Source organism: Galbibacter sp. L-19 (assembly GCF_056857615.1).
Window position 1 is genome coordinate 97943 of sequence record NZ_JBSXNL010000041.1, and the last position, 22783, is coordinate 120725.

Consider the following 22783-nt stretch of genomic DNA (forward strand, 5'->3'; position numbering starts at 1 on the left):
TTTTACAAACTAGGTATATGGTTGGATAATATATAGTACAATTTTAGTGAAAAATTAGAGGTAAAACAAAGAAAATGTTGTCAAATACCTTATTTTTGTGGCTTAGAGGGGAAAATCATCCTTCTTTTATCGAAATAACCAAGAGAGGTTTTTTTATTAAAATAATTAATTGTACTTTTGCACCCTTAAAAATTAATAATAATATAAGTTATGAATCATTACGAAACTGTTTTCATTCTTAATCCCGTTTTATCTGAGACTCAGATAAAGGAAACAGTTAAGAAGTTTGAAGATTTCTTAACCTCTAAAGGGGCAGAGTTTGTATCTAAAGAAGATTGGGGGCTAAAAAAATTAGCGTACCCTATCCAGAACAAAAAAAGTGGATTCTACCACCTTTTTGAATTTCAAGTTGCTGGAGAAGCAATTGAGCCTTTTGAATTAGAATTTAGACGCGACGAGCGTGTAATGCGTTATTTAACTGTTAAGTTAGACAAACACGCTATCGCTTGGGCAGAAAAAAGAAGAACAAAACTTAAACAAAAAGCTTAGTAATTATGTCATCTATAGAGCAACAAGCAAAAGGAAAAAAAGACGGAGAGATTAGATATCTAACTCCACTTAATATAGAAACCAATAAGACAAAGAAATATTGTCGTTTCAAAAAGTCAGGTATCAAGTATATCGATTATAAAGATCCAGACTTTTTATTAAAATTGGTTAATGAACAAGGTAAAATTTTACCAAGAAGGTTAACCGGAACATCATTAAAGTATCAAAGAAAAGTGTCTGTAGCAATCAAAAGATGTCGTCACATAGCTTTAATGCCATACGTAGCAGATTTATTAAAATAAAAGAAGGTAACCATGGAATTAATATTAAAGAAAGACGTAGAGAATTTAGGTTTTAAAGACGATGTGGTGACTGTAAAGAATGGTTACGGACGTAACTTTCTAATCCCACAAGGTCAAGCAATTTTGGCTACCAGTTCTGCAAAAAAAGTATTGGCTGAAAACTTAAAGCAAAGAGCTTTTAAAGAAAAGAAAGTAATTGCTGATGCTCAAAAAGTTGCAGATCAACTTAAAGATCTTACTATAAAAATTACAGCAAAAGCTGGAGCAGGAAATAAATTATTCGGATCTATTGGAAATGCAGATCTTTCTGAAGCAATTCAAAAAGAAGCTAATTTAGCAGTAGAAAAGAAATATATCAGCATCTTAGGAGGTAACGTAAAAGTTGCTGGTCCTTATGAGGCTACTATAAGATTACACAGAGAAGTAGTTGTTAATTTCCCTTTCGAAGTAGTTGTAGAAGGAAAATAATAAACATCATTCTTTATAAGAAATAGCTTGAGGCTGTATTAAAATTTAGTTTTTAATCAGCCTCTTTCTTATTTTTACAAACTCATAATATTTTTTTAGTGAAGTATAGAAGACTTACAAAGGAGCAGTTAGAAGAAATGCATCAAGAATTTATAAACTTCTTGGCAGCACAAACTATAACTGTTGATGAATGGAACGATATTAAAAAGAATAAACCGCAAGTGGCTGAAGACGAAATAGATGTTTTTAGCGATTTGGTTTGGGAAGGTGTTTTAAGTAAAGTAACCTACTTAGAAAATATTTCAGCTACCGAAATGCATTTATTTCATTTAGGCGAAAAGGAAATGAGATTAATTGCAGTACGTGTACATCAACCAGGGGTAAACCTAACTACTAAAGAAGGTTTTACTTGGTTTAAAAACAACTTTTTAACGGATGCTGTTGAAATGATGGTAGCCGCAAAAGCATATACCGAAGATAGAAATAAAGATAAGTTTGAGCTTATTGAAAAAGGTGCAGTAATTACCAAAGGAGAATTATTTACCTATTTTGATGAGATTTTACCTAATTGAGGTGAAAAAGTAGAAAGTTAAAAAGTAGAAAGTTAAAAAGTTAAAAAACAGAGGGTTATACTTATATCATTAACTTATAACTTGATTTTAATTACTAGTAATAAAGCAACAACGAGCAATAGATACAATGGCACAAAAACCCAGTATAGCAAAAGGAACTAGAGATTTTACTCCTGAGGAAGTTTCAAAACGTAATTATATAATTAGTACCATTAAAAGGCATTTTGAAACTTTTGGATTCCTTCCAATTGAAACGCCTAGTTTTGAAAACTCAGACACTTTAATGGGGAAATACGGGGATGAAGGTGACCGATTGATATTTAAAATTCTGAATTCTGGCGACTTTCTTTCTAAGGTAGACAATGCTTTGTACGAAAAGAAAGATGCAAATGTTTTAACTTCAAAAATTTCGGAAAAAGCATTGCGTTACGATTTAACTGTTCCCTTTGCTCGTTATGTAGTAATGCACCAAAACGAAATTGACTTGCCTTTTAAGCGGTATCAAGTGCAACCTGTTTGGCGTGCCGACAGACCTCAAAAGGGACGTTTTAGAGAGTTTTATCAGTGTGATGCCGATGTGGTAGGTTCTAAATCGCTTTGGCAAGAGGTGGAATTTGTACAGTTGTATGACGCTGTTTTTAATAGTTTGAAGCTAGAGGGGATAACTATTAAAATGAATAATAGAAAAATACTTTCTGGAATAGCAGAAGTTATTGGTGCTAAAGATAAACTCATAGATTTTACAGTAGCATTAGATAAGCTAGATAAAATTGGCGAAGATGGTGTGAAAAGGGAGATGTTGGAAAAAGGAATTAGCGAGGAAGCACTTACTAAAGTTCAACCTTTATTTTCTTTTACAGGGAGTAATACAGATAAATTAAACAGCCTTCGTTCTCTACTGGAAACATCGGAAGAAGGGATGAAAGGAGTAGAAGAATTAAGTTTTATAATGGAAGCAATTGCTACTTTGGGACTTAAAACTGCTACCTTAGATTTGGATGTTACGCTAGCGCGTGGTTTAAATTATTATACAGGTGCTATTTTTGAAGTAAGTGCTCCTTCCGAAGTTAAAATGGGCTCTATAGGTGGCGGTGGTCGTTATGACGATCTAACGGGTATTTTTGGCTTAAAAGACGTGAGTGGCGTTGGAATTTCTTTTGGATTGGATAGAATTTATTTGGTTTTAGAAGAATTAAATCTTTTTCCTGAAGAGGTGTTAGAAAGTACAAAAGTATTATTCTTAAACTTTGGAGAAACAGAAGCTTTATATTGTTTAAAAGCACTTAAAAAACTGCGTGAAGTAGACGTAAAATCGGAAATGTATCCTGATGATGCTAAGATGAAAAAACAAATGAATTTTGCTAACAAAAGAAATATTCCTTTTGTAGTATTAGCAGGTTCAAAAGAAATCCAAGAAGAAAAGTTTACATTAAAAAACATGAAGACCGGAGAACAATTTGAAGTAACTACAGAAGAATTAATAGAAAAAGTAAGCTAGAATATAGGCTTTATGCTGTTGTTCAGTGTTCTGTGCTCAGTTGGCAGTATTCAGTTGGCAATGCTCAGTAGGCAGATTGCAGTAGGTTTCTGGTTTTTAGTTTATGGTTTATGGTAAACTAAAATCTGACTTCCGACTCCTTCTATAATAGTAGGCAGTGTTCAGTTGGCAGATTGCAGTAGGTTTTTGGTTTTTAGTTTATGGTTTTGGAAAACTAAAATCTGACTTCCGACTTCTTCTATAATAGTAGGCAGTGCTCAGTAGGCAGATTGCAGTAGGTTTCTGGTAAACTAAAATCTAACTTCCGACTACCGACTCCCGATTTCTTCAATCTTTCAATCTTTCAATCTTTCAATTTTTCAATAAGTAGTAGGTTTATGGTAAACTAAGAACTTTCAAAAGAATACGAACACAAAGTCTATATGATTTTGTCAGTCTTCAGTCTTGTCTCTTGTCTCTTGTCTTCCGACTAATTTCAGTTAAAAAAAGACATCAATATCCAACATAATTAAGAAGTAACAACATTTTTTTAGACCAACAACAGTAAGCTGTAGCTGAACAACATACAGAAATATATTTTTAAAAATAAGCGCTTTAATCAAAGGAATTAGCATAATAAATTTCTAATTTTAGAAGGTTATTTTATAATTAAATTTTAACCAACCTACTAAATGAAATCTGTTTGGATTCCAAATTATTAAGGAAGTACTATGCTTTTTTAACTTCATTTAGCGCTTATATTTTTTAGATTGAAAACACCTACTAGAATACTTTCTATCGACATTATGAGGGGCTTAACCCTCTTTCTCATGCTTTTTGTTAATGATTTATTTGAGCCTGGAGTTCCAAAATGGCTAGTACATAGCAAAGCTACCGAAGATGCTATGGGACTCGCAGATTGGGTGTTCCCAGGGTTCTTATTCATGGTGGGACTTTCTATTCCTTTTGCATTCCTATCTAGAAGAAAAAAGGGAGAAGGAGACCTTGAAATTCTCAAACATATTTTAGTAAGAACTTTGAGCCTTTTATTAATAGGTGTTTTTATGATTAATATCCATGAGATTAATGCTGAGCTTTCAGGAATTAATAAGTATTTATGGGCAATTTTAGTGTATATATCTATTTTTTTAATTTGGAATAAATATCCAGAAAACTCCAAATATAATATGCTTTTCAAAGTATTAAAAGGACTAGGGATAGTAGGTTTAGTAGTATTAGCCTATATTTTTAAAGGAGGAACCGAAGCCCATCCAACTTGGTTAACTACTGGATGGTGGGGTATTTTAGGACTCATAGGATGGGGGTATTTTGCTGGGGCGTTAACTTATTTATTTACAAAAGGAAAGTTAGTTGGAGTAGTGCTGTTATGGGGATGCTTTGTTTTACTAAATGTACTATCTCAATTAGAATTATTAGGTTTTTTAAATCCTATAAAACCTTATTTTGGAGTTTTAATAAGTGGTAATACGCCTTCCATTGTGCTCTGTGGTTTGGGAGTTGGAATACTTTTAAAAGAAAACAAATCTAATTTTAAAAGACTCATTAGGATTCTTTTACCATTAGGAATAATAGTGCTTCTTATTGGTTTTGCATTTAGAAATTGGTTTATTATTTCTAAAATCCAAGGAACTCCCTCTTGGGCCATGATTTGTAACGGAATAAGCATTCTAGTATTTTGTTTTTTATTTTATGTAATAGATTATTTAAAATTGTCTAGATGGACTGCCCTCTTTAAACCTGCTGGTCAAAATTCATTAACAACCTATTTAGCTCCAGATATTATTTATTATACTATTTGGGGACTAGGTTGGAATATTCTTATATACAAGCAAGAAGAATCTGTATTAATCGCTGTAGGAGGGTCTATTCTCTGGGCAATTGCTATGATTGGTTTTGCTGCCTTACTTTCAAAAATTTATATCAGATTAAAACTTTAAAAAAATGAAACAGATTTATTTAGTACTTACATTTTTGATTAGCTGCTGTTTATTACAGGCTCAAAATGAGCTCCCTCTAAAAGGAATTGCTATTGCAGCGCCCGCAAAACAAGATGTTAATCGGTTTGTTAAATTTATAAATGAAGAGCTTGCACCTCGAAATATTAATACCATGGTATTGAGAGTGGATTATAATTATGAGTATAAATCGCATCCTGAACTGGTAAATAAAAGTGCCCTTTCTTCAGAAGAAATTAATAAAATAGTGGAGGCTTGTAAAAATCATCAAATAGATATTATTCCGCAGATAAATTTATTAGGGCACCAGTCGTGGGCAGATTCTATAGAAAAACTATTAGAGGTATATCCCGAATTTGATGAAACTCCACATGTTGAAATTCCAGAGGAATACGAATGGCCTAATGAAGATGGGTTGTATTGCAAGAGTTATTGTCCGCTTCATCCAGAAGTACATAAAGTAGTTTTTGATTTAGTTGATGAAATTGTAGAAGTTTTTCAAGCCAATGCTTTTCATGCAGGAATGGACGAAGTATTTTATATTGGAGATACTAAATGCCCTCGATGTGGCGGAAGGGATAAAGCCGAATTATACGCTGGAGAAGTTACCAAAATTAGAAACCATTTGGCAAGTAATGGAAAGCGACTTTGGATTTGGGGAGACCGATTAATAGATGGTAAAACCACTGGAATGGGAATGTGGGAAGCAAGTATGAATAATACGTACCGAGCCATTAATTTAATTCCTAAGGATGTTATGATTTGCGATTGGCATTATGAGCGTGCCGATCCAACGGCAGTGTATTTTGCAATGAACGGTTTTGATGTGGCTACCTGCTCTTGGAGAAAACCAGAAGTAGCCCTCAAGCAACAACAAATGCTTAAAGACCTTAAAGCAAATGCCACCGACGAAATGAAAAACCGTTATAGAGGAATGTTGCATACGGTATGGACAAGTGCTGGCAATTTCTTAGATATGTTTTATGCCGAAGATAGCAAAGAGGTAAATGAGGCAACAACATTTAAAGCGCTGTTTAAAGCCTCATAAACCTTATAATTCTTCGCATTGATAACCAAAAGTATGTAAAGTATTCTTTATGGTTTTAGCGGTTAGATGTACAGTTTCGACCCTGAGGATTTTATCACAATCCTCAAGGTCAAAATTCCACTGTTCGTTTTTTTGCATTAGTTTATTTAAAGAAGGACGTATTTGTTGTACTTCTTTTTCTTTCCCTACAGAAGTTTTAAATACTAATACTGATTTCATTGATTTAAAATTCCGCAATTAATTGTTATCTAGTAACTTAATTATTTTGGATGGTGTTAATCATTACCTATTAAATCACCATTATAGGCTTTCATAATAAATTAATGCTTAACGCTCCCAAAAAAATGGAGGTTCAATATTTAAGCTTCTTAAGTAAACATAGCCTTGTCCACGGTGATGCACTTCATTATCTATAAAATACAAGATAAAAGACATTACGGTGCCATCATATTCTCCAAAAAGCTTCATTTCTCTTGAAAAATCTTTTGTTTCAAGTTGTTCCCAGTAGCTATTAATTTCTTCGGTAGATTTATCCCATAATTCTAAAATAGCCGACTTTTTCCCTCCATGGTCAAAATCTTCTCTTAGCTTTTCGGTGTTACCAATTACAATTTCTTTCATACCTGGAGCAGCTATTCCAATAAGCTCCATAGTCATTTCTGCAAAAGTTCTCATTCCCCCAATTTTATAGGTAAAGAATTCTTTTTCAGGAAATAGTTCAATAACACGGCGGGTAAGAGTTCTATGCCCTTGCCAATGTTTTAATAACTCATCTGGAGTTAGTATTGTAGTTACATTTTCCTTGGTTTGATTGTTTGAATTTTCCATAATAAAAGATTTTGTTTTTTATCTGATAACAAAATTAGAGGAGGGGGATGACAGCCTTATGTCAGTAGTAAAAAAAGTTTTTTACTGAAGTTTAAAATTATAGATATTTTTCTTCTTGTATAGGTACATTAACTTATAATAAGAAATGTTTTACTCAATAATCGAGATTTGAATGCTCCAAAACCTATCCTGAGTTTACAAAAGGACTTACCCCGAGATTGTTTACTCATGTTTTTACGTATGGCAACGTATAATTTTAGGTCGCAGACGTAAACGAATACGTCTTAGTACGTAAAATTATACGTAAGTAGTGTAAAGGAATACGTTTAAAACGTAAAAATTTGGATTATTAACGTATGCGTATACGTCTGCCTACGTATAAAGATAGATAGTAAACGTATACAGGGATGTTTTTATAGTTTTAATATAAGTAACATTTAGGGGATGTGTAAAAAAATAATACTGACAAAAGGCTGTCACAAGACTAGGTTAATTTTGTATAAAATCATTTAAAAAAATGGCATTATATATTGATGACGAAGTTTGGGCTTCTGGAGAATTTTATTTTTTCTGGAAGTCTTATCTTTGGAAGATATGCCAAAACATTATGAGCGATACTACCATAAAACGCTTTAACCGAATAGTTACTATTTTGACACAATTACAGTCGAAAAAAATAGTGAAAGCACAAGACTTAGCAGACCGCTTTGAAGTAAGTTTACGTACAATTTATAGAGATATTAGAACCCTTGAAGCTTCTGGAGTTCCTATTATTAGTGAAGCTGGAATTGGATATAGTATTATGGAGGGGTATAGACTTCCGCCAGTTATGTTTACTAAAGAAGAAGCGGGGAGCTTTGTTGCTGCGGAAAAGTTAATGCAACAGTTTACAGACGATTCTTTGGGGGCGTATTATAAAGCTGCTATGTACAAAATAAAATCGGTTTTAAGAGGTTATGAAAAGGATTGGATTGATGCTATAGAGTCTCAGATTACTATAAATTCGTCTCGAGAACTTTTTAATAAAGACATTCCAAATGCCTTAGAAATAATTTTTGAAAGCATAGCAGAGAAGCGCCAAATCTACCTTCAATACCAAGCACTCCATGCAGATACACATTCTGAGAGATTGATAGAACCTGTAGGGCTCTTTCATGAGCACAATTATTGGTATATGATGGCGTATTGCCATTTAAGAAAAGACTACCGCCAATTTCGAACCGATAGAATCCTACAAATAAAAAGAACGCAAACGCCATTTTTATTAGCTCATGGGGCATTAGACAATTATTTGAAAAAAGAAGATCCTGCAAATAAAACTAAGATTGTGATTTTAGTAGATAAGCAGGTTTCAAAATACATGAAAAGTAATACCAATTATTACGGACTTATTTCTGAGAAAGTAAAAGGGAAAGATGTAGAGATGACTTTTCTAACTGCCGATGTAAAAGGTGGTTTTGCACGCTGGTTTTTAATGTTTTCCGATTATGCTACCATTCTAGAACCACAGTCGCTAAAACACAGAGTAAAAGAGATTATTACAGAAGCCGCTTCTAGGTTGTAGGAGGTATTGTTGTATTTGAGTAGTTATTTTTAACCCCTCATTGAGGGTTTTATTCCCCAGAGCCTGTTCTGAGTATATCGAAGTGTTCTACGTCGAAATGAATTAAATTTGTTTCCTTAGAATGCCTCGTAGGCTTGCCTCGAGGTAGTTGATTGAAGTTTTTAAAATAAGACACCTTGCTATTAATACAAATGAATAAAAAGATAATTTTAATAATTTTGTTTAGCTCTAATACCAATCCAAATGCCAGTGACTTTATTTTTTTCATTGTTTTTAACTAGCGTCTTTTGTTTCTTTAAAACACTTATTTTGTGATAGTTAAAATTTAGTCTTTGTTCTTTTTTCTAATAGCGAAGCATTCTTGTATTTTTACTCGGACATTAACGACTTTTAATCAATAAAATGATGAATCCTAAAGTTGATTTCTTTTTTGAAAAAGATACACAGTGGCAAGCCGCATACAAGAAATTGAGAACTATAGTATTGGATTGCGGACTAACAGAGGAGCTAAAATGGGGAGTTCCTTGCTATACATACAATGGAAGCAATGTAGTTTTAATACACGGGTTTAAAGAGTATTGTGCGCTCTTGTTCCATAAAGGGGTATTGTTAAACGATGGACATGCTATTTTAATTCAGCAAACAGAAAATGTACAGTCGGCTCGGCAAATTCGTTTTACAAGTCTGCAAGAAATAGTAGACTTAGAACGGATTATAAAAACCTATATTTTTGAAGCTGTAGAAGTAGAAAAAGCAGGGTTGAAAGTTGAATTAAAAAAGACTAAGGAGTATGAAGTTCCAGAAGAATTTCAGCAAAAGCTAAATGAAGATCCAGAATTAAAAACTGCTTTTGAAGCCTTAACTCCAGGGAGGCAACGCGGGTATTTATTATATTTTTCTCAAGCCAAGCAGTCTAAAACTCGGGGGGCAAGAGTAGAGAAATATATTCCAAAAATTATGGAAGGACTAGGATTGAACGATTAATTCCTAAATGCTTGAATTAAAACTGTTCAAGGACTCTTTGTGGACTTATTTAATGAGAGTTTTGAGATAGCAGCATTAACTAATTCAGGGTTTTATAGTACTCAAAACTCTATTTAAACTCCGAGGGGTAATTCCTAAGTAATTAGCAATATCTTGTTTTGATATTTCGTCTATAAGAGTAGGGAATTGATGGATTAATCGCAGTAAATTATCTTCTAACGTATGAGATTGATTGTAGGCATGTCTCACAGCCGTATAGGTGAGTTTTTTACTTAATGCTTTTAAAATATGCTTATTAAAAGTGATATCTTTTTCTAATAATTGGTCGAAATAAGAAGCTTCTATTTTATAGACTTCAACAGCGTTTATGGCTTCAATACAACAAAAACTAACCTCGCCATTAATGGCTTCTAATTCTCCGAAAATTTCTCCTTCGCCAAAAAACTCTTGGATAAAATCAACTCCATTATCTTCTGTTAAATAACATTTTGTAATACCAGATTTTATAATATATACCGAGAAAACTCTTTTCTTTTGGTCTACTATCTTTTCTCCTGAAGAAAAGGACTGAGCTATAATAGTATCTTCCGATTCTTTTAGGAGTTTTTCTGTTATATACTGAAGGAGGTCGGCGTTTTTTCGTATCATTTTATCACTTCGGACAAATGTCCTTTTTTGGTAGCATTACAATCTATTTCTTTGCAAATTAAAATTAAAAAAAGATATTCAATACGCATGGGCTTCTTAAAAAATATCGCGATAAAATATAATACACATCCTATTTATAATTTAAAATTTGCGATGGTATGTTCGAGTTCGTTATTGTTTTCTGCGAGTTACAATATGCTAATTCCCGAGCTTCCTGCGTATTTAAGTTCTTTAGGAGGCGCAAAATACATAGGACTTATTATAGCCTTGTTTACATTAACAGCAGGAATTTCTAGACCTTTTAGCGGACGCATAACCGATACGGTTGGACGTGTGCCAGTAATGGTTTTTGGAGCATTAGTATGTGTGCTTTGTGGAATGTTATATCCTGTTTTAAACACAGTTGTAGGTTTTTTGCTACTGCGACTCTTACATGGGTTTTCTACAGGTTTTAAACCTACTGCAACCTCAGCTTATGTTGCAGATATTACACCTCAACGCTCTTGGGGAGAGGCTATTGGGATGCAAAGTTTGTTTTACAGTACAGGAATGGCTGTTGGTCCCGCAGTTGGAAGTTTTATTAAAATGAATTATACCTATAATACATTGTTTTACCTTTCTTCTGCATGTGCTTTTCTTTCGATGTTAATTATTTTAAACATGAAAGAAACCTTAGAACCCAAGAAAAAATTTACATGGAAATTATTAAAAATAACACGAAGAGATATTATAGCTATTGAAGTTTTACCAGCGGCTTTGGTAACATTTTTATGCTATGTTTCTTATGGGGTAATGCTTACGCTTATTCCAGATTGGACTACAAATTTAGGAATAGCAAATAAAGGATTATTCTTCATTGTATTTACTATCTCATCTTTAATTATCCGATTTATCGGAGGGAAAGCTTCCGATAAGTATGGGCGTACGGTGGTAATTACATTAGGATTAATTGTATTGGCTATTGCAGTTATTGTTATTGGAATGGCAACCTCCTATGTTTTATTTATTGTAGGTGCTATTCTATATGGTATTGGAATGGGAGGCTTAACGCCGTCTTTGAATGCTTGGACTATAGATATGAGTAAAGCTGAAGCTAGAGGAAAGGCTATGGCAACTATGTACATAGCTTTAGAAGCAGGAATAGGTATTGGAGCGTTATTTTCTGGATGGTATTATCAAACAACAATTGAAAGAATCCCGAATGCATTTTATGCTTCATCAATAATTGCTATAATTGGACTTGTTTATATGCTTAGAAAAATTTCAGTAACTAAAAATAACATACATAAATAAAGAAAAAGCATGGAGAGAACTTTTCTCCATGCCATTCTAACGCTAATCAACTAAGCGTTTTACAAACCAAAAGTCGTGTAAGTTTAAATTGACAGTTATAAGATGATAATTTTCTTTTACCAATATATTCTTAACAAGTCCTTTGGTTCCATAACTGTAGGAAATATTTAGGGTTGAATTATTTCTGTTGCTAATAGGTAAACCTAAACCACCAGTAATGCTGTAATTACTTATTTTACTATTATTTATTTCTAAATATCCATCGTCGTAATTAAAACCTGCTCTGTAAGAAATCCGTTTAAAGTAACTTTTATTTCTAGCGCCATTGGTGTATTCTAATCCGATTCCGTATATATTTTGGTCGGTATATGTGCCAATATGGTCTGTTTGATTGGTATTGTCCCAAAAACTCTTCTTATAATCTCCATTAATAGTAAGCTGATTATTAAATAGGCGACTACTAAATCCAAGTCCGAATTGCATGGGAAGTTTAAAATCTGCGGCATCATCTTCCGCTTGGTCTTCAATAGTAATGCTATTATATTCTAAAGTTTTATAAGTAGAACGTTTTAGGTTTCCGTTTAAAGTAGTGGGAAGCTTTATGGTACTACCAATTGTAAGGTTTTTTAAAACGTCAATTTGTGTGCCAAAGCCTAATTGAACCCCAGAGTAAGCAGTTTCTTCTTCTAAAGAAAAAGAAGCACTACTAATACTAAAGTCTTCATTTTCCTGAATATTTCCGAACAATACAGAGGCGCTCATTCCTAAACTAATACGTGGAATAAGGGAATACCCAAAATTCCCAGTAAATTCATTTAAGCCTCCATTTCCAGAAATATTACTCTCAAAAGTTTCTGTAGAACCTTCAATATTGGTTTCTAAACCAATTAAAGAATAACCTACTTGACTATATGGAATAAGGGTTAATCCCATCCCCATTTTACTATTTATAGGAAAAGCTATCGCAATATTAGAAAAATTAAAACTACTGTTATTCTCAGAATTATTTTTATTAGCATAGGTGTTCATTTCTGCTTTTCCTCCAACATCAAATAGAAAGCTATTTTGAGGTATAACCGAATAGGAGGCGGGGTTTAAATTATTGATATAGCCATTAGACTTCATGGCAATTCCAGTAAACCCCATCCCATTTACTTTTCCAATACTACTTTGATTAATTACACCAAGCCCGTATAAGGAATAGGGGGAACTTGTTAAGCTTTCCGATTGTGCAGCTGCAGTAAGGGATAAAAAAGAGAGTATGAGTACGAGGTTAATCTTCATCATAAACAGTATATATTAAGTTTAATTCAATTTTGTAACTAGTATTGGTATTTCCATAAATTACCATTCTATCAACACTAGACTGGTAATTATTTGGAAGTAAAGCAAAGGCTTGGATATCGTCGGTCTGACTGTTTAAAAGTTCTTCAACATAGGTTCCAAAGGGAAGCGCATAATAAATATTATTAAACTCTTGATCTGTTTTATTTAGAATAGCTTGTACAGCGCTACCGTCGCTATAGGTTAGTTGCTGTGTAATGTTATTATTGTTGTCTATTGCATATACATTTAGCGTATCTCTAAGGGAGAGATTATCGTTATACGACTGTAATACTGGATTTATTTTTAACGTAGCATCAAGAATAGTTCCTGTTCCTTCAATATCAAAAAGAGATTTTATGGTAGGAAATTTAACTGTAGTAGCAACTCCAATTCCAGATTGAATAAAAGATTTATTTTCTGAAAGATTACTAGAAAGTCCTTCTTCTTGATTAGTTAGTTGTTGGAGATATTCGTTAGAATTTTCTGTTGAAATCTGATTAAAAAATGAAACATAATCTGTTCCTTTATTTATAGGGATATCAATATAACTCTGAGAGGTGTATGTATCTTCTTCTACTGAATAATAGAGCCTCATATAGCAAGAGGTGGTTTCAGTAGAAAAACCAATTACTGCCCCATCGTCATTAATTCCAGGTTGTAATGTAATTCCTCTAAAATAATTTTTAAACTCATCGGTATTTGTAATCAGTTTTGTTTGTAGTTTGTCAAATATCTCTTTGCCTAGATCGTCATTGATTTTTATTTCTAAAGTATCAGCTTCCATTGGACGTGGGCTGTAGGTAAGCATTCCGATATCTTCTAAATCATATTCAATTTTACTAGTGTTATAAAAGGCATCTTCTTTAGGTTTTATAGCTTCACTAGCTCTTTTTATATGAATTTCGTTGTAAGAAATGGTGTCGTTATAATAATAATTATCGTAATGTAAGTACAAATTAATACTGTCGTAAGTAGCTTCACTATCTATAGTATAGCTATTGGGAAGCATTTCAAAAAAACTAGCTGTTTTTACATTCCCAAATTCGGGGTCGGTATATTTTCCTACTAAAATTCGGTTGCTATTGGAGGTAATAAGACTGTCAAATTTTATGGTAGCGGTTTCAATAGTAAGCGTATCAATTTCAATAACCCTAATCTGACTATTGGCAAAAGAGTTTCCCGCATTAAAGTCTGGGTCATAACTACTGTCGTCTGTGCAGGAACACAGAAAAAATAAAGTTAGAATAGAAATGTAAATAGGTGTTCGCATATGTTTTTTTGGTAAATGTAACGGAGCTATGAGTCATGAAAAATCTTAATATATTATTCAGGGAATTTTGTATATCAACACTGTTAAGAAGCCGATTAATATTTTAAAAAGCACTGATAGATAAATTCATCCTATTGGTATATTAAAATTGAGGGTTTATATATTCAATTTTTTTAGACTTTATCACTGCTTTAGTTTTACCTGAAAATTAAATCTATGAAGCGTTTATACAGTTTAAAATTATTAGTACTATTAGCAGTAACCAGCACAACATTTACAGCTTGTTCGTCTGATGATGACGACGAAGAATTAGGGAATTGGATAGACCGTTCCATTTTTGATGGTACTCCAAGAAGTGGATCGTCTGCCTTTACAATAGATAATATTGGATATATGGGCGTTGGTTATGACGGAGATGATTATCTAAATGATTTCTGGGCTTATGATATGGATGGAAATTACTGGTCGCAGAAAGCAGACTTTCCTGGGGTAGCAAGAAGTGCTGGGGTAGGATTTCAAATAGACGGAAAAGGATATATAGGTTCTGGTTATGATGGACTAGACGAATTAGGAGATTTCTATCAATACAATCCAACTACAAATACATGGAATGCTATTGCAGATTTTCCAGGAACACACAGACGTAGCGCTACAGCTTTTAGTGTAGATGGATACGGATATTTTGGAACAGGTTTCGATGGAGATAACGACCGTAAAGATTTTTGGAAATACGATCCTTCAACCGATACTTGGGTAGAGCTTGAAGGGTATGGAGGAAATAAAAAGAGAGCTGCTACAGCTTTTGTTATTGATGGAATTGTATACCTAGGAACCGGAGTTTCTAACGGGGTATATACAGACGACTTTTGGAAGTTTAATCCAGCTACAAATGAGTGGACAAAATTATTAGATTTAGATGAAGAAGATAGTTACTCCGTTGTTAGAAGTAATGCCGTAAGTTTTACAATGAATGGTTATGGGTATGTAGTAAGCGGAGAACAAAATGGGGCAGTTGCAAGTGCTTGGCAATACAATCCTCTAACAGATGTTTGGGAAGAAATGACAAGTTTTGAAGGTTCTTCTAGATTGGATGCTATTGGATTTTCAAATGGTACAAGAAGTTTTGTTGGATTAGGAAGAACGGGAAGTCTTTATTTAGACGATTTAGATGAGTTTTTTCCTGATATGGAATACGACGATGAAGATTAAAGTGAGAAAATTTCTTACTTGTTTGTTGAGTAGATTAAGAGGTGCGCTGGATCCGCACCTCTTAAAATAAATTTAAGAATTCTTTTAGATGAGGTTAAATAAAACAAAAAGCTACTTGCTTATTATCAGTTCTTTAGTATTATTATCCGCGTTTTGGATTTTTAAGAAGGACGAATTACTCTCCGCAAAGGTTATAAAAGTTAACAACGGATATGGTTATGAAGTATTATATAAAGAGAATGTTATAATAAAGCAAGAGTATATCCCAGCAATTAGTTATAGAAAAGTCTTTGTAAGTGAAGCAGATGCATGGAAGGTTGCTACGTTAGTAAAATATAAATTGAAACAGAGAGAAAAGCCAATTATAGCAATAAAAGACTTAGATAGTTTAGATGTTAATATAAATAAATGAAAGCTCCGAAGAAATTAGTTAATGAAGTTTTACTACACTTTTTAGTGTGGCTTTGTTGGTTTGGTGTTATGTTATTTCAGTCGTATAGCAGAACAGGTACTATAGATTTCACCTCCAATTTATCGCCTAGATTTTTCATTAATATTGTACTTTTTTACTTTAACTATTACTATTTAGTGCCCAAGCTTTTATTGAAAAAAAAAATACTTCCATATTTATTTATTTCCCTAGCAATTATAGTGGTAGTAAACTATATTATGGAGTTAACATTACCTCCTGATTTATTATTTCATCGGGAGGAAATTAAAGGATTGCCTCGACCTGAAGATTTTGCAAGAAGATTTCCTAGAGACGATTGGTTTAAATTTAAAATGTTTATTGGCCCTGCAATAGGTGGCGCATTTTATTTTGTTGTGGGAACAATTATACGAGTATATATTGAATGGAATAAAAATGAACGTATTCGGGAAAAGACAGAAAATGAGAAGATTAATTCTGAACTTCAGTTTTTAAAAACGCAATTAAATCCTCACTTTTTGTTTAATTCTTTAAATGCAGTATATACGTTATCTATTAAAAAATCTCCAGATACTCCGGAGGCCATTATAAGTCTTTCAGAATTAATGCGCTACATGATTTATGAGGCAAATAAGGAGGTGGTTTACTTGGAAAAAGAGCTGGAATACATTAAAAGTTATATTCAACTTCAAAGATTGAGATTGCCTAATGCAGAAGATGTTTATTTTAATATTTATGGCGATGATAAAGGGAAAACAATCAAACCTTTACTATTCATTTCATTTATTGAAAATGCGTTTAAATACGGAACTGATTATACGGGAAATACATGGGTTAAAATAAATATTTCTATTCAGGAGGATAAGGTTCACTTGTTTGTAAAAAATAAAATAGGAATTATACAAAAATCCCCTGAAAGTTCGGGAATTGGATTGAAAAATATTCAGAATAGACTCAAATTATTATATCCTGAAACGCATAAACTAGACATAGAAAACGACGGGAATTACTATACCATAAATTTAACGATACTAAATATTCAAAGTGATGAGGTGTATAATAATAGATGATGAGCCATTGGCAATAGATTTAATAAAAGAATATTGTAGCAAATTAGACTTTATTGATGTAGTAGGCATTTTTACTAATGCCTTAGACGCTATTGTTACCATTAAAGAGAAAAAAGTAGACTTGATATTTTCGGATATTGAAATGCCACAAATTAATGGAATCGATTTTATTAATTCTCTAGACAATAAGCCGCTGTTTATTTTTACCACTGCCTATTCACAATATGCTGTTGAAGGTTTTGAACTTAATGCAGTAGATTATTTAGTAAAACCTATTCCATACCACAGGTTTATAAAAGCTGTTTCGAGAGCAAAAGAAATTATTTCAAACAAAAATTCTACTATGATTACAAATGTATTTTCTTCCGCAGGAGAAAAAAAATTAGAAAACGATTATATTTTCATTAAAGCCGATTACGAAAATGTGAAAGTTAATTTAGAAGAAATAAAATATATTCAAGGCCTGAAAGATTATTTAAAAGTTCATGTTGATGGGACTAATAAACCTATTCTAACCTTGATGAGTTTTAAGGAGCTCTTATCAAAACTTCCAGAAAAGAATTTTGTACGTATTCATAGATCGTTTGTAATTAATGTACCTTTTGTGAAAACGATTCAGAAAAATAAAGTAGTTATTGATGATATACGGATTCCAATAGGAGAAAGCTATAAAGAGGAATTCTATAACCGATTAGGAATTAAATAATAGCTAAAAATGGATAGAAAGAAATTTTTAAAGTGAGGAGTACTAGGTCTTAGAACTCTTACTTTTCTTCTGGGAAGTTTATCTGCTTGCAGTGACTAATGCTGAAAGAATTTTGAATTAGTGATCTGAACTAATTTTTGAGTATTTTGACTTATTAAAATATCTAAACAAAATATTAATCAAATTAAGAAGCTTTTTAAGCAATACAAGGTCAAAACGTTTTTCGCTTCTGCCTCAGCGACTCGTAACGATTTTAAAGACGATTCTGATATTACTTTATTGTAGATTTTGAAGAAACGGACTCTTTTAAATACACGAACTTATATTTTCAACTTAAAGAGAATTTAGAAAAATTATTTCAGCGACAAATTGATTTAATCGAAGAAAGAAATCCAAAGAATAATGGTAAAGCACTAGCCGCAATAACCTATAAGCAAACGGGCGGAAATCGCTAAACGAAATGATAGTACTTTTTATACAACCCCTCTTTAGTTTAATTACCTACCGAGTGGGTAAATAACTTAGGATTAATTACCAGCATTGCCCAAGCCCAATTATTTGTATTGTCGTTTGGTCTACCTTCTTTTATTAAACTCATACTTTCCGAAGCAAACATATGAGAATATCCTACTTTTAAAGTAGCAAATTTCATAAGTTTATGAGTATATTGTAAATCTATTTCGGTACCCAAATAAGAATCTGCATTATTAGCAAGGTCTCCATTAGCTCCAAAGTAATGTACCGAGGTTAATAGGTTTGATTTTTCTCCTGTTTTAAAAACTACTTTACCATAAACATCATTTAAACCTGCGCTATTGGTATAATTTCCCACATAGAAATAATCCATAAATCCGTTAAAAGCATGGTTGGTTCCATATAAAGGGAAAAAGGAATTATTATCTGCTCCTCCTTGGTCGGAGCCACTTAATAATTCAAATCCTAATGCGAATAAAGTATTTTGTGGTTTGTAGCTTCCTTCCAACATAAATTCATAAGCATTTAAATCAACATTTAAAGGATATGCTTTTCCAAATTGATAGTAAAAGCTCCCCGACATATTTATAACGGAAATTGGAAATGTAAAATATGTACCTGCTGTTTGTGTGTAATAAACACCGTCGGCTTCATCATTGATATCAAATTTTTGAAATCCTGTATTTAAAAATAAAAAACTTGCAGAAGCGTTTTCTAAAGTCTTTTTAGCATATAAATACTGCATAGTTTTGTAAGTAAAAAAGCCAGGGACATTGTATGCTGTACCTTCGTTTTGCTGACTTGTTTGGCTAAATGCAAAGCCTGCATCTGCCATAAAAGATTCGTTATGGTATCTTATCAATGCAGCATCATGAAAACGACCTTGCATTGCCCAATCAAGTCCTCCAAAAATACGCTCATTATCGTAAGCAATACTTTGGCGCCCTACTTTAGTCGACCAATTTTTATTTATATTCAATTCAGCCCAAGCCTGAAATAAAGAGAAAGAATCATTACCATCAATAGGCAATATTTGTCTGGTATCTCCCCATGTGCTAACATCCTGCACACTAATCATAACAGCTAACAACTCAGATTTATAATCAATATTTAATCTCGATCGTTGGGCAACAAATGCAGCAGGGTCTGCATCATCGGGAAATAACGAACTATAACCATGTCGGTATTCAAAACGCGGACGAATATCGGCGGATACTTCTACTGTTTGACTTAAAATTAGATTAGAAAAGCAGAGCAAAACAATTAAGGTTGTAGTAATTTTTTTCATACGATTAGATTTAATTTTTCAGTGTTTTAATCCCTCATAGAGGGCTAGTTCCCCGACGCTCTGCGTCGAAATGAATTAAATTTGTTTCCTTTGAATACCTTGTGGGCTTGCCCCGAGGTAGTTACTTAATTAAGCAAAGAGTCATACTTTGTAAAAACCTATGTTCTATTCAATTTATTTTGTTAAAACGATTATACTTCGGCTAAGTTTAGCACAGGTTTTGGTTATAATAAATCCTCTTATGAGGGTTTCAAAAAATGAATCTTAATCAAATCTACGTATTTAAACTTAATTATTAAGTATAAATACGTAATTATTTTATAGTTGGTTAAAAATATTCATTATGTTTGTTACAGTTAAAGATAAAGAAATGATTTCTGTAAAGGAAGCTCTTGCGTTAATTCAAAATAATTCTATTTCGTTAGGAGTAGAGGAGGTAAGTGTATCAGAAGCATTAGACTCATATTTATCGGAGGCTGTGTTTTCCCCAATTAATTTACCTCCTTTTCGGCAATCGGCAATGGATGGTTTTGCAGTTCGATCTCATCAGGGAGGATTTTATACAATTAAAGAGGAAATTCAGGCTGGAGATTCAAAAGATATTAAATTGGAAGTAGGAGAAGGAGCTCGGATTTTTACAGGTGCACAAGTTCCAGATGACGCAGATAATGTTATTATGAAAGAGCATGTTTTGGAAAAAGAAGAGCAAATCTTTCTTCAGAAAAAAACAGAAAAAAATAATATTAGAATCCCTGGAGAATTAATAAAAAAGGGTGCGTTAGCATTGCCAAAAGGGACTTTATTAAACAGTGCAGCATTGGCTTTTTTAAGTGGTTTAGGAATTGCTAAAGTAAAAATTAATAAAAAACCTAGTGTTGCAATTTTAATAACAGGAAATGAATTAGAATCTGCCGGTGAGAGTTTAACACGAGGGAAAATTTATGACAGTAATTCCATAATGTTAAAAATGCTATTAAAAAAAGCTGGAATAGAAAAAATTGCCTGTTATAACGTAAAAGATACCGAAGAGGATTCTGTTGAGGTGGTAAAGAAAGCAATAGAAAATTATGATCTGCTAATTGCATCTGGAGGTATTTCTGTGGGAGATTACGACTTAATGCGAAATGCTTTTCAAACAAATGGTGTATGTGAGAAGTTTTATAAAATTAATCAGCGTCCAGGAAAACCTATTTATTTTGGAAAGAAAGAAAATACATTGGTATTTGGATTACCAGGAAATCCAGCCGCTTGTTTTATAAATTATCAAGTATATGTACTGCCTGCAATTCAATTAGCTCTTGGTAACGAATCTATTCTATTATTAAAAAAGGCAACCTTAGAAGAGGAATTATTAAACCCTACCAATAAGAGTTTGTTTTTGAGAGCTGAAGTAAGAGGGGGTTCAGTGAAAATAAGCGAGAATCAGAATTCTGCAATGCTTCAAAGTTTGGTAGCTGCAAATGCCTTAGTATATATTCCAGAAACTATAAAAAAAATAGAAAAGGGAGAAGAAGTTCATTATCTAGAGATTCTTCAGTAACTTTATAATCCGAATAGATTTTTACACGATTTTAAGATGAAGAAAAAGAAAAATGTATTTATGGAAGGGGCTATTTTGCCAGACTTTATAGCTAATTCTATTGCAAAACACCAGTCAAAACATTCTATTGGAGCTCATAATATTTTTTTGGGACAAGTGCGTGCAGATGTAATTGAAGGTAAAAAAGTAAGCGCTATTGAATATACAACATACGAAAGTATGGCCGACGAAAAGTTATATGAAATTAGAGAGAAAGCCTTTGCAAAATTTAATTTAACATGTATGCATATTTATCATAGTCTAGGAAAAGTAAATGCTGGAGAAATTTGTCTTTTTGTTTTTGTTTCTTCAGAACGTAGAAAAGAGGTTTATGAAGCAACAGAAGCTATAGTTAATATGATAAAAGAGGAAGTTCCCATTTTTGGCAAAGAAATTTTTGAAGATGAAACTCATCAATGGAAAGTGAATAGTTAGTATTCTAAACATAAAATTAAATACACTTACCAAATACCCAAACTTTAGTAAATGAAAGATATTTCCAACGAAATAAAAACAGCTTGTGTTTCTGTAGCAGAAATTAATATAGAGTTGCACGAAGAGTTGATTCCGTTATATACTAAAGAAGTTTTTGCTTCTATAAAAGGAGGGGTGCAACTGGCTGTAAAGAATGCATTTTCAATACTTCCAGAGGTTTATCCAACTATAATAGATGCAATAGAAGTGTTAGATACTTTAGAAGGAACTTGTTTAAAGTTTACAGTAACAGTTAAGGCAATCCATAAAGATAATTTAGATTCGGAGGCTATGTTAGGTGCTTCTGTTGCTGCTATTATTCTTTCAAAAATGCTAGAAACGACTCATGCAGGAGTTGCCATTGGGGCGGTTAAAATTTTAAAAAGTAAGAGTGCATTACAAGGTTTTAAAAGGATGTTTCCTTCTAATTTAAAGGCGGCAGTAATTGTTTGTTCTGATACTATTTCTGAAGGAAAGAAAGAGGATAAAGCAGGGAAAGCTATAATAGAGAAGTTAAAAGAATCTTCTGTAAAAGTGTCTCATTATGAAGTGATTCCAGATGAAAAAGATAGTATTGCTGAAAAAGCTTTGGAGCTTTCTAAAACCAATAATTTATTAATTTATACTGGAGGAACTGGTCTGTCATTTAGGGATGTCACTCCAGAGGCGTTAGCACCACTTCTAGAGCGAAATATTCCTGGAATTGAAGAAGCTATTCGTAGTTATGGACAAGAGCGAATGCCTTTTGCAATGCTCTCAAGAAGCGTGGCTGGAACTATTGGAAATTGTTTAGTTTTAGCTTTGCCAGGCTCTACCAATGGAGCCCGAGAGTCTATGGATGCTATTTTTCCTCATGTATTGCATGTATTTAAAATTCTAAGAGGGCAATCGCATGATTAGTTGAGAGTCGGGGAGTTGGAAGAAGTAAAAAAGTTAAAGGAAACAAGAATTAAAGAATCAAGAACAAAGATTTGTACATGTCTCTTGTCTTGATTGATAGTTGAAGAAGTTGGAAGTCCGAAGTCCGAAGTAAAAAAGTTAATGAGTTAAAGAGAAAAAGAATAAAGATTTTATGTTGTTTCTCTTGTCTCTTGTCTTTTGTCTTTTGCCTCTTGCCTCTTGCCTCTTTGTCTCTTTGTCTCTTTGTCTCTTGCCTCTTTGTCTCCTGTCTTGACTGATAGTAGGTTGTTGTTAGTTGAACTATAAAAGACAAAGATATTAACTAACAACAATTAACTATTAACTATT

23 protein-coding genes are annotated in these 22783 nt (G+C 32.8%); 17 read left to right on the forward strand and 6 right to left on the reverse strand.

Annotated elements, in window-relative coordinates:
* Positions 1-210: 210 nt before the first annotated feature.
* The 7 genes from rpsF (at position 211) to AC13CQ_RS05105 (ending at position 6392) form a co-directional block, all read left to right on the forward strand.
* Positions 211-549, forward strand: coding sequence for a 30S ribosomal protein S6 (gene rpsF, locus AC13CQ_RS05075; RefSeq protein WP_008613960.1), 339 nt, complete (start codon positions 211-213; stop codon positions 547-549).
* Positions 550-554: 5 nt separating this feature from the next.
* Positions 555-851 carry a 30S ribosomal protein S18 gene (rpsR, locus tag AC13CQ_RS05080; RefSeq protein ID WP_008613961.1) on the forward strand — a complete coding sequence of 99 codons (297 nt, stop codon included), beginning with the start codon at positions 555-557 and terminating at the stop codon, positions 849-851.
* 12 nt (positions 852-863) lie between these two features.
* Positions 864-1319, forward strand: coding sequence for a 50S ribosomal protein L9 (gene rplI, locus AC13CQ_RS05085; protein WP_008613963.1), 456 nt, complete (start codon positions 864-866; stop codon positions 1317-1319).
* A gap of 98 nt (positions 1320-1417) precedes the next feature.
* Positions 1418-1891, forward strand: a complete 474-nt coding sequence (locus AC13CQ_RS05090; protein WP_337899999.1) for a DUF6495 family protein — start codon at positions 1418-1420, stop codon at positions 1889-1891.
* A gap of 127 nt (positions 1892-2018) precedes the next feature.
* Entirely contained in the window at positions 2019-3389 is a 1371-nt protein-coding gene (gene hisS / locus AC13CQ_RS05095; protein ID WP_337899998.1) for a histidine--tRNA ligase, read from the forward strand.
* A gap of 809 nt (positions 3390-4198) precedes the next feature.
* Positions 4199-5326, forward strand: a complete 1128-nt coding sequence (locus AC13CQ_RS05100; RefSeq protein WP_245547680.1) for a DUF5009 domain-containing protein — start codon at positions 4199-4201, stop codon at positions 5324-5326.
* Positions 5327-5330: 4 nt separating this feature from the next.
* Complete coding sequence (locus tag AC13CQ_RS05105; protein WP_474506662.1) at positions 5331-6392, forward strand: family 20 glycosylhydrolase; 1062 nt, start codon at positions 5331-5333, stop codon at positions 6390-6392.
* A 3-nt stretch (positions 6393-6395) separates the two neighbouring features.
* On the opposite strand, the gene AC13CQ_RS05110 is transcribed toward AC13CQ_RS05105, so the two are convergent.
* Positions 6396-6611: a hypothetical protein gene (locus tag AC13CQ_RS05110; protein ID WP_335588325.1), complete on the reverse strand. Its 216-nt coding sequence runs from the start codon at positions 6609-6611 to the stop codon at positions 6396-6398.
* Positions 6612-6719: 108 nt separating this feature from the next.
* The gene (locus tag AC13CQ_RS05115; protein WP_335588326.1) at positions 6720-7220 is read right to left on the reverse strand and encodes a DinB family protein; all 501 of its coding nucleotides are present in this window, start codon (positions 7218-7220) and stop codon (positions 6720-6722) included.
* Positions 7221-7827: 607 nt separating this feature from the next.
* Here AC13CQ_RS05115 and AC13CQ_RS05120 point away from each other — a divergent pair.
* Together AC13CQ_RS05120 and AC13CQ_RS05125 are read left to right on the forward strand one after the other, a co-directional pair.
* Complete coding sequence (locus AC13CQ_RS05120) at positions 7828-8784, forward strand: helix-turn-helix transcriptional regulator (RefSeq protein WP_474506852.1); 957 nt, start codon at positions 7828-7830, stop codon at positions 8782-8784.
* A 405-nt stretch (positions 8785-9189) separates the two neighbouring features.
* Positions 9190-9768: a YdeI/OmpD-associated family protein gene (locus AC13CQ_RS05125; protein WP_008614002.1), complete on the forward strand. Its 579-nt coding sequence runs from the start codon at positions 9190-9192 to the stop codon at positions 9766-9768.
* 84 nt (positions 9769-9852) lie between these two features.
* Here AC13CQ_RS05125 and AC13CQ_RS05130 read toward each other — a convergent pair whose 3' ends face one another.
* Entirely contained in the window at positions 9853-10416 is a 564-nt protein-coding gene (locus AC13CQ_RS05130; RefSeq protein WP_335588327.1) for a Crp/Fnr family transcriptional regulator, read from the reverse strand.
* Positions 10417-10503: 87 nt separating this feature from the next.
* Between AC13CQ_RS05130 and AC13CQ_RS05135 the strand changes: the two genes are divergently transcribed.
* Positions 10504-11709, forward strand: coding sequence for an MFS transporter (locus tag AC13CQ_RS05135; protein WP_418887123.1), 1206 nt, complete (start codon positions 10504-10506; stop codon positions 11707-11709).
* 42 nt (positions 11710-11751) lie between these two features.
* Here AC13CQ_RS05135 and bamG read toward each other — a convergent pair whose 3' ends face one another.
* Together bamG and AC13CQ_RS05145 are read right to left on the reverse strand one after the other, a co-directional pair.
* Positions 11752-12996, reverse strand: a complete 1245-nt coding sequence (bamG, locus tag AC13CQ_RS05140; protein WP_008614008.1) for a BamG family beta-barrel-assembly machinery protein — start codon at positions 12994-12996, stop codon at positions 11752-11754.
* A complete protein-coding gene (locus AC13CQ_RS05145) occupies positions 12983-14305 on the reverse strand; it encodes a DUF4270 family protein (protein WP_008614009.1) in 1323 nt (440 codons plus the stop codon). Before AC13CQ_RS05145 ends, bamG begins: the two co-directional genes overlap by 14 nt.
* A gap of 216 nt (positions 14306-14521) precedes the next feature.
* Here AC13CQ_RS05145 and AC13CQ_RS05150 point away from each other — a divergent pair, with 216 nt between their 5' ends.
* The 4 genes from AC13CQ_RS05150 (at position 14522) to AC13CQ_RS05165 (ending at position 17720) form a co-directional block, all read left to right on the forward strand.
* Positions 14522-15514, forward strand: coding sequence for a Kelch repeat-containing protein (locus AC13CQ_RS05150; RefSeq protein WP_008614010.1), 993 nt, complete (start codon positions 14522-14524; stop codon positions 15512-15514).
* 115 nt (positions 15515-15629) lie between these two features.
* Entirely contained in the window at positions 15630-15926 is a 297-nt protein-coding gene (locus tag AC13CQ_RS05155) for a DUF4907 domain-containing protein (protein ID WP_008614012.1), read from the forward strand.
* On the forward strand, positions 15923-17014 hold the full coding sequence (locus AC13CQ_RS05160) for a sensor histidine kinase (RefSeq protein WP_008614015.1): 1092 nt from the start codon (positions 15923-15925) through the stop codon (positions 17012-17014). Before AC13CQ_RS05155 ends, AC13CQ_RS05160 begins: the two co-directional genes overlap by 4 nt.
* On the forward strand, positions 16992-17720 hold the full coding sequence (locus AC13CQ_RS05165) for a LytR/AlgR family response regulator transcription factor (protein ID WP_008614016.1): 729 nt from the start codon (positions 16992-16994) through the stop codon (positions 17718-17720). Before AC13CQ_RS05160 ends, AC13CQ_RS05165 begins: the two co-directional genes overlap by 23 nt.
* 493 nt (positions 17721-18213) lie before the next feature.
* On the opposite strand, the gene AC13CQ_RS05170 is transcribed toward AC13CQ_RS05165, so the two are convergent.
* Positions 18214-19482, reverse strand: a complete 1269-nt coding sequence (locus AC13CQ_RS05170; protein ID WP_008614018.1) for an alginate export family protein — start codon at positions 19480-19482, stop codon at positions 18214-18216.
* A gap of 343 nt (positions 19483-19825) precedes the next feature.
* On the opposite strand from AC13CQ_RS05170, the gene AC13CQ_RS05175 reads away from it, so the two are divergent.
* Genes AC13CQ_RS05175 through AC13CQ_RS05185 form a run of 3 tightly spaced genes read left to right on the forward strand, consistent with a single transcriptional unit; the run spans position 19826 to position 22435 of the window.
* Positions 19826-21022, forward strand: a complete 1197-nt coding sequence (locus tag AC13CQ_RS05175; protein ID WP_337899995.1) for a molybdopterin molybdotransferase MoeA — start codon at positions 19826-19828, stop codon at positions 21020-21022.
* Positions 21023-21058: 36 nt separating this feature from the next.
* A complete protein-coding gene (locus AC13CQ_RS05180; RefSeq protein WP_040879745.1) occupies positions 21059-21496 on the forward strand; it encodes a molybdenum cofactor biosynthesis protein MoaE in 438 nt (145 codons plus the stop codon).
* Between the two features lie 51 nt (positions 21497-21547).
* On the forward strand, positions 21548-22435 hold the full coding sequence (locus tag AC13CQ_RS05185; protein ID WP_008614022.1) for a molybdenum cofactor synthesis domain-containing protein: 888 nt from the start codon (positions 21548-21550) through the stop codon (positions 22433-22435).
* Positions 22436-22783: the final 348 nt, after the last annotated feature.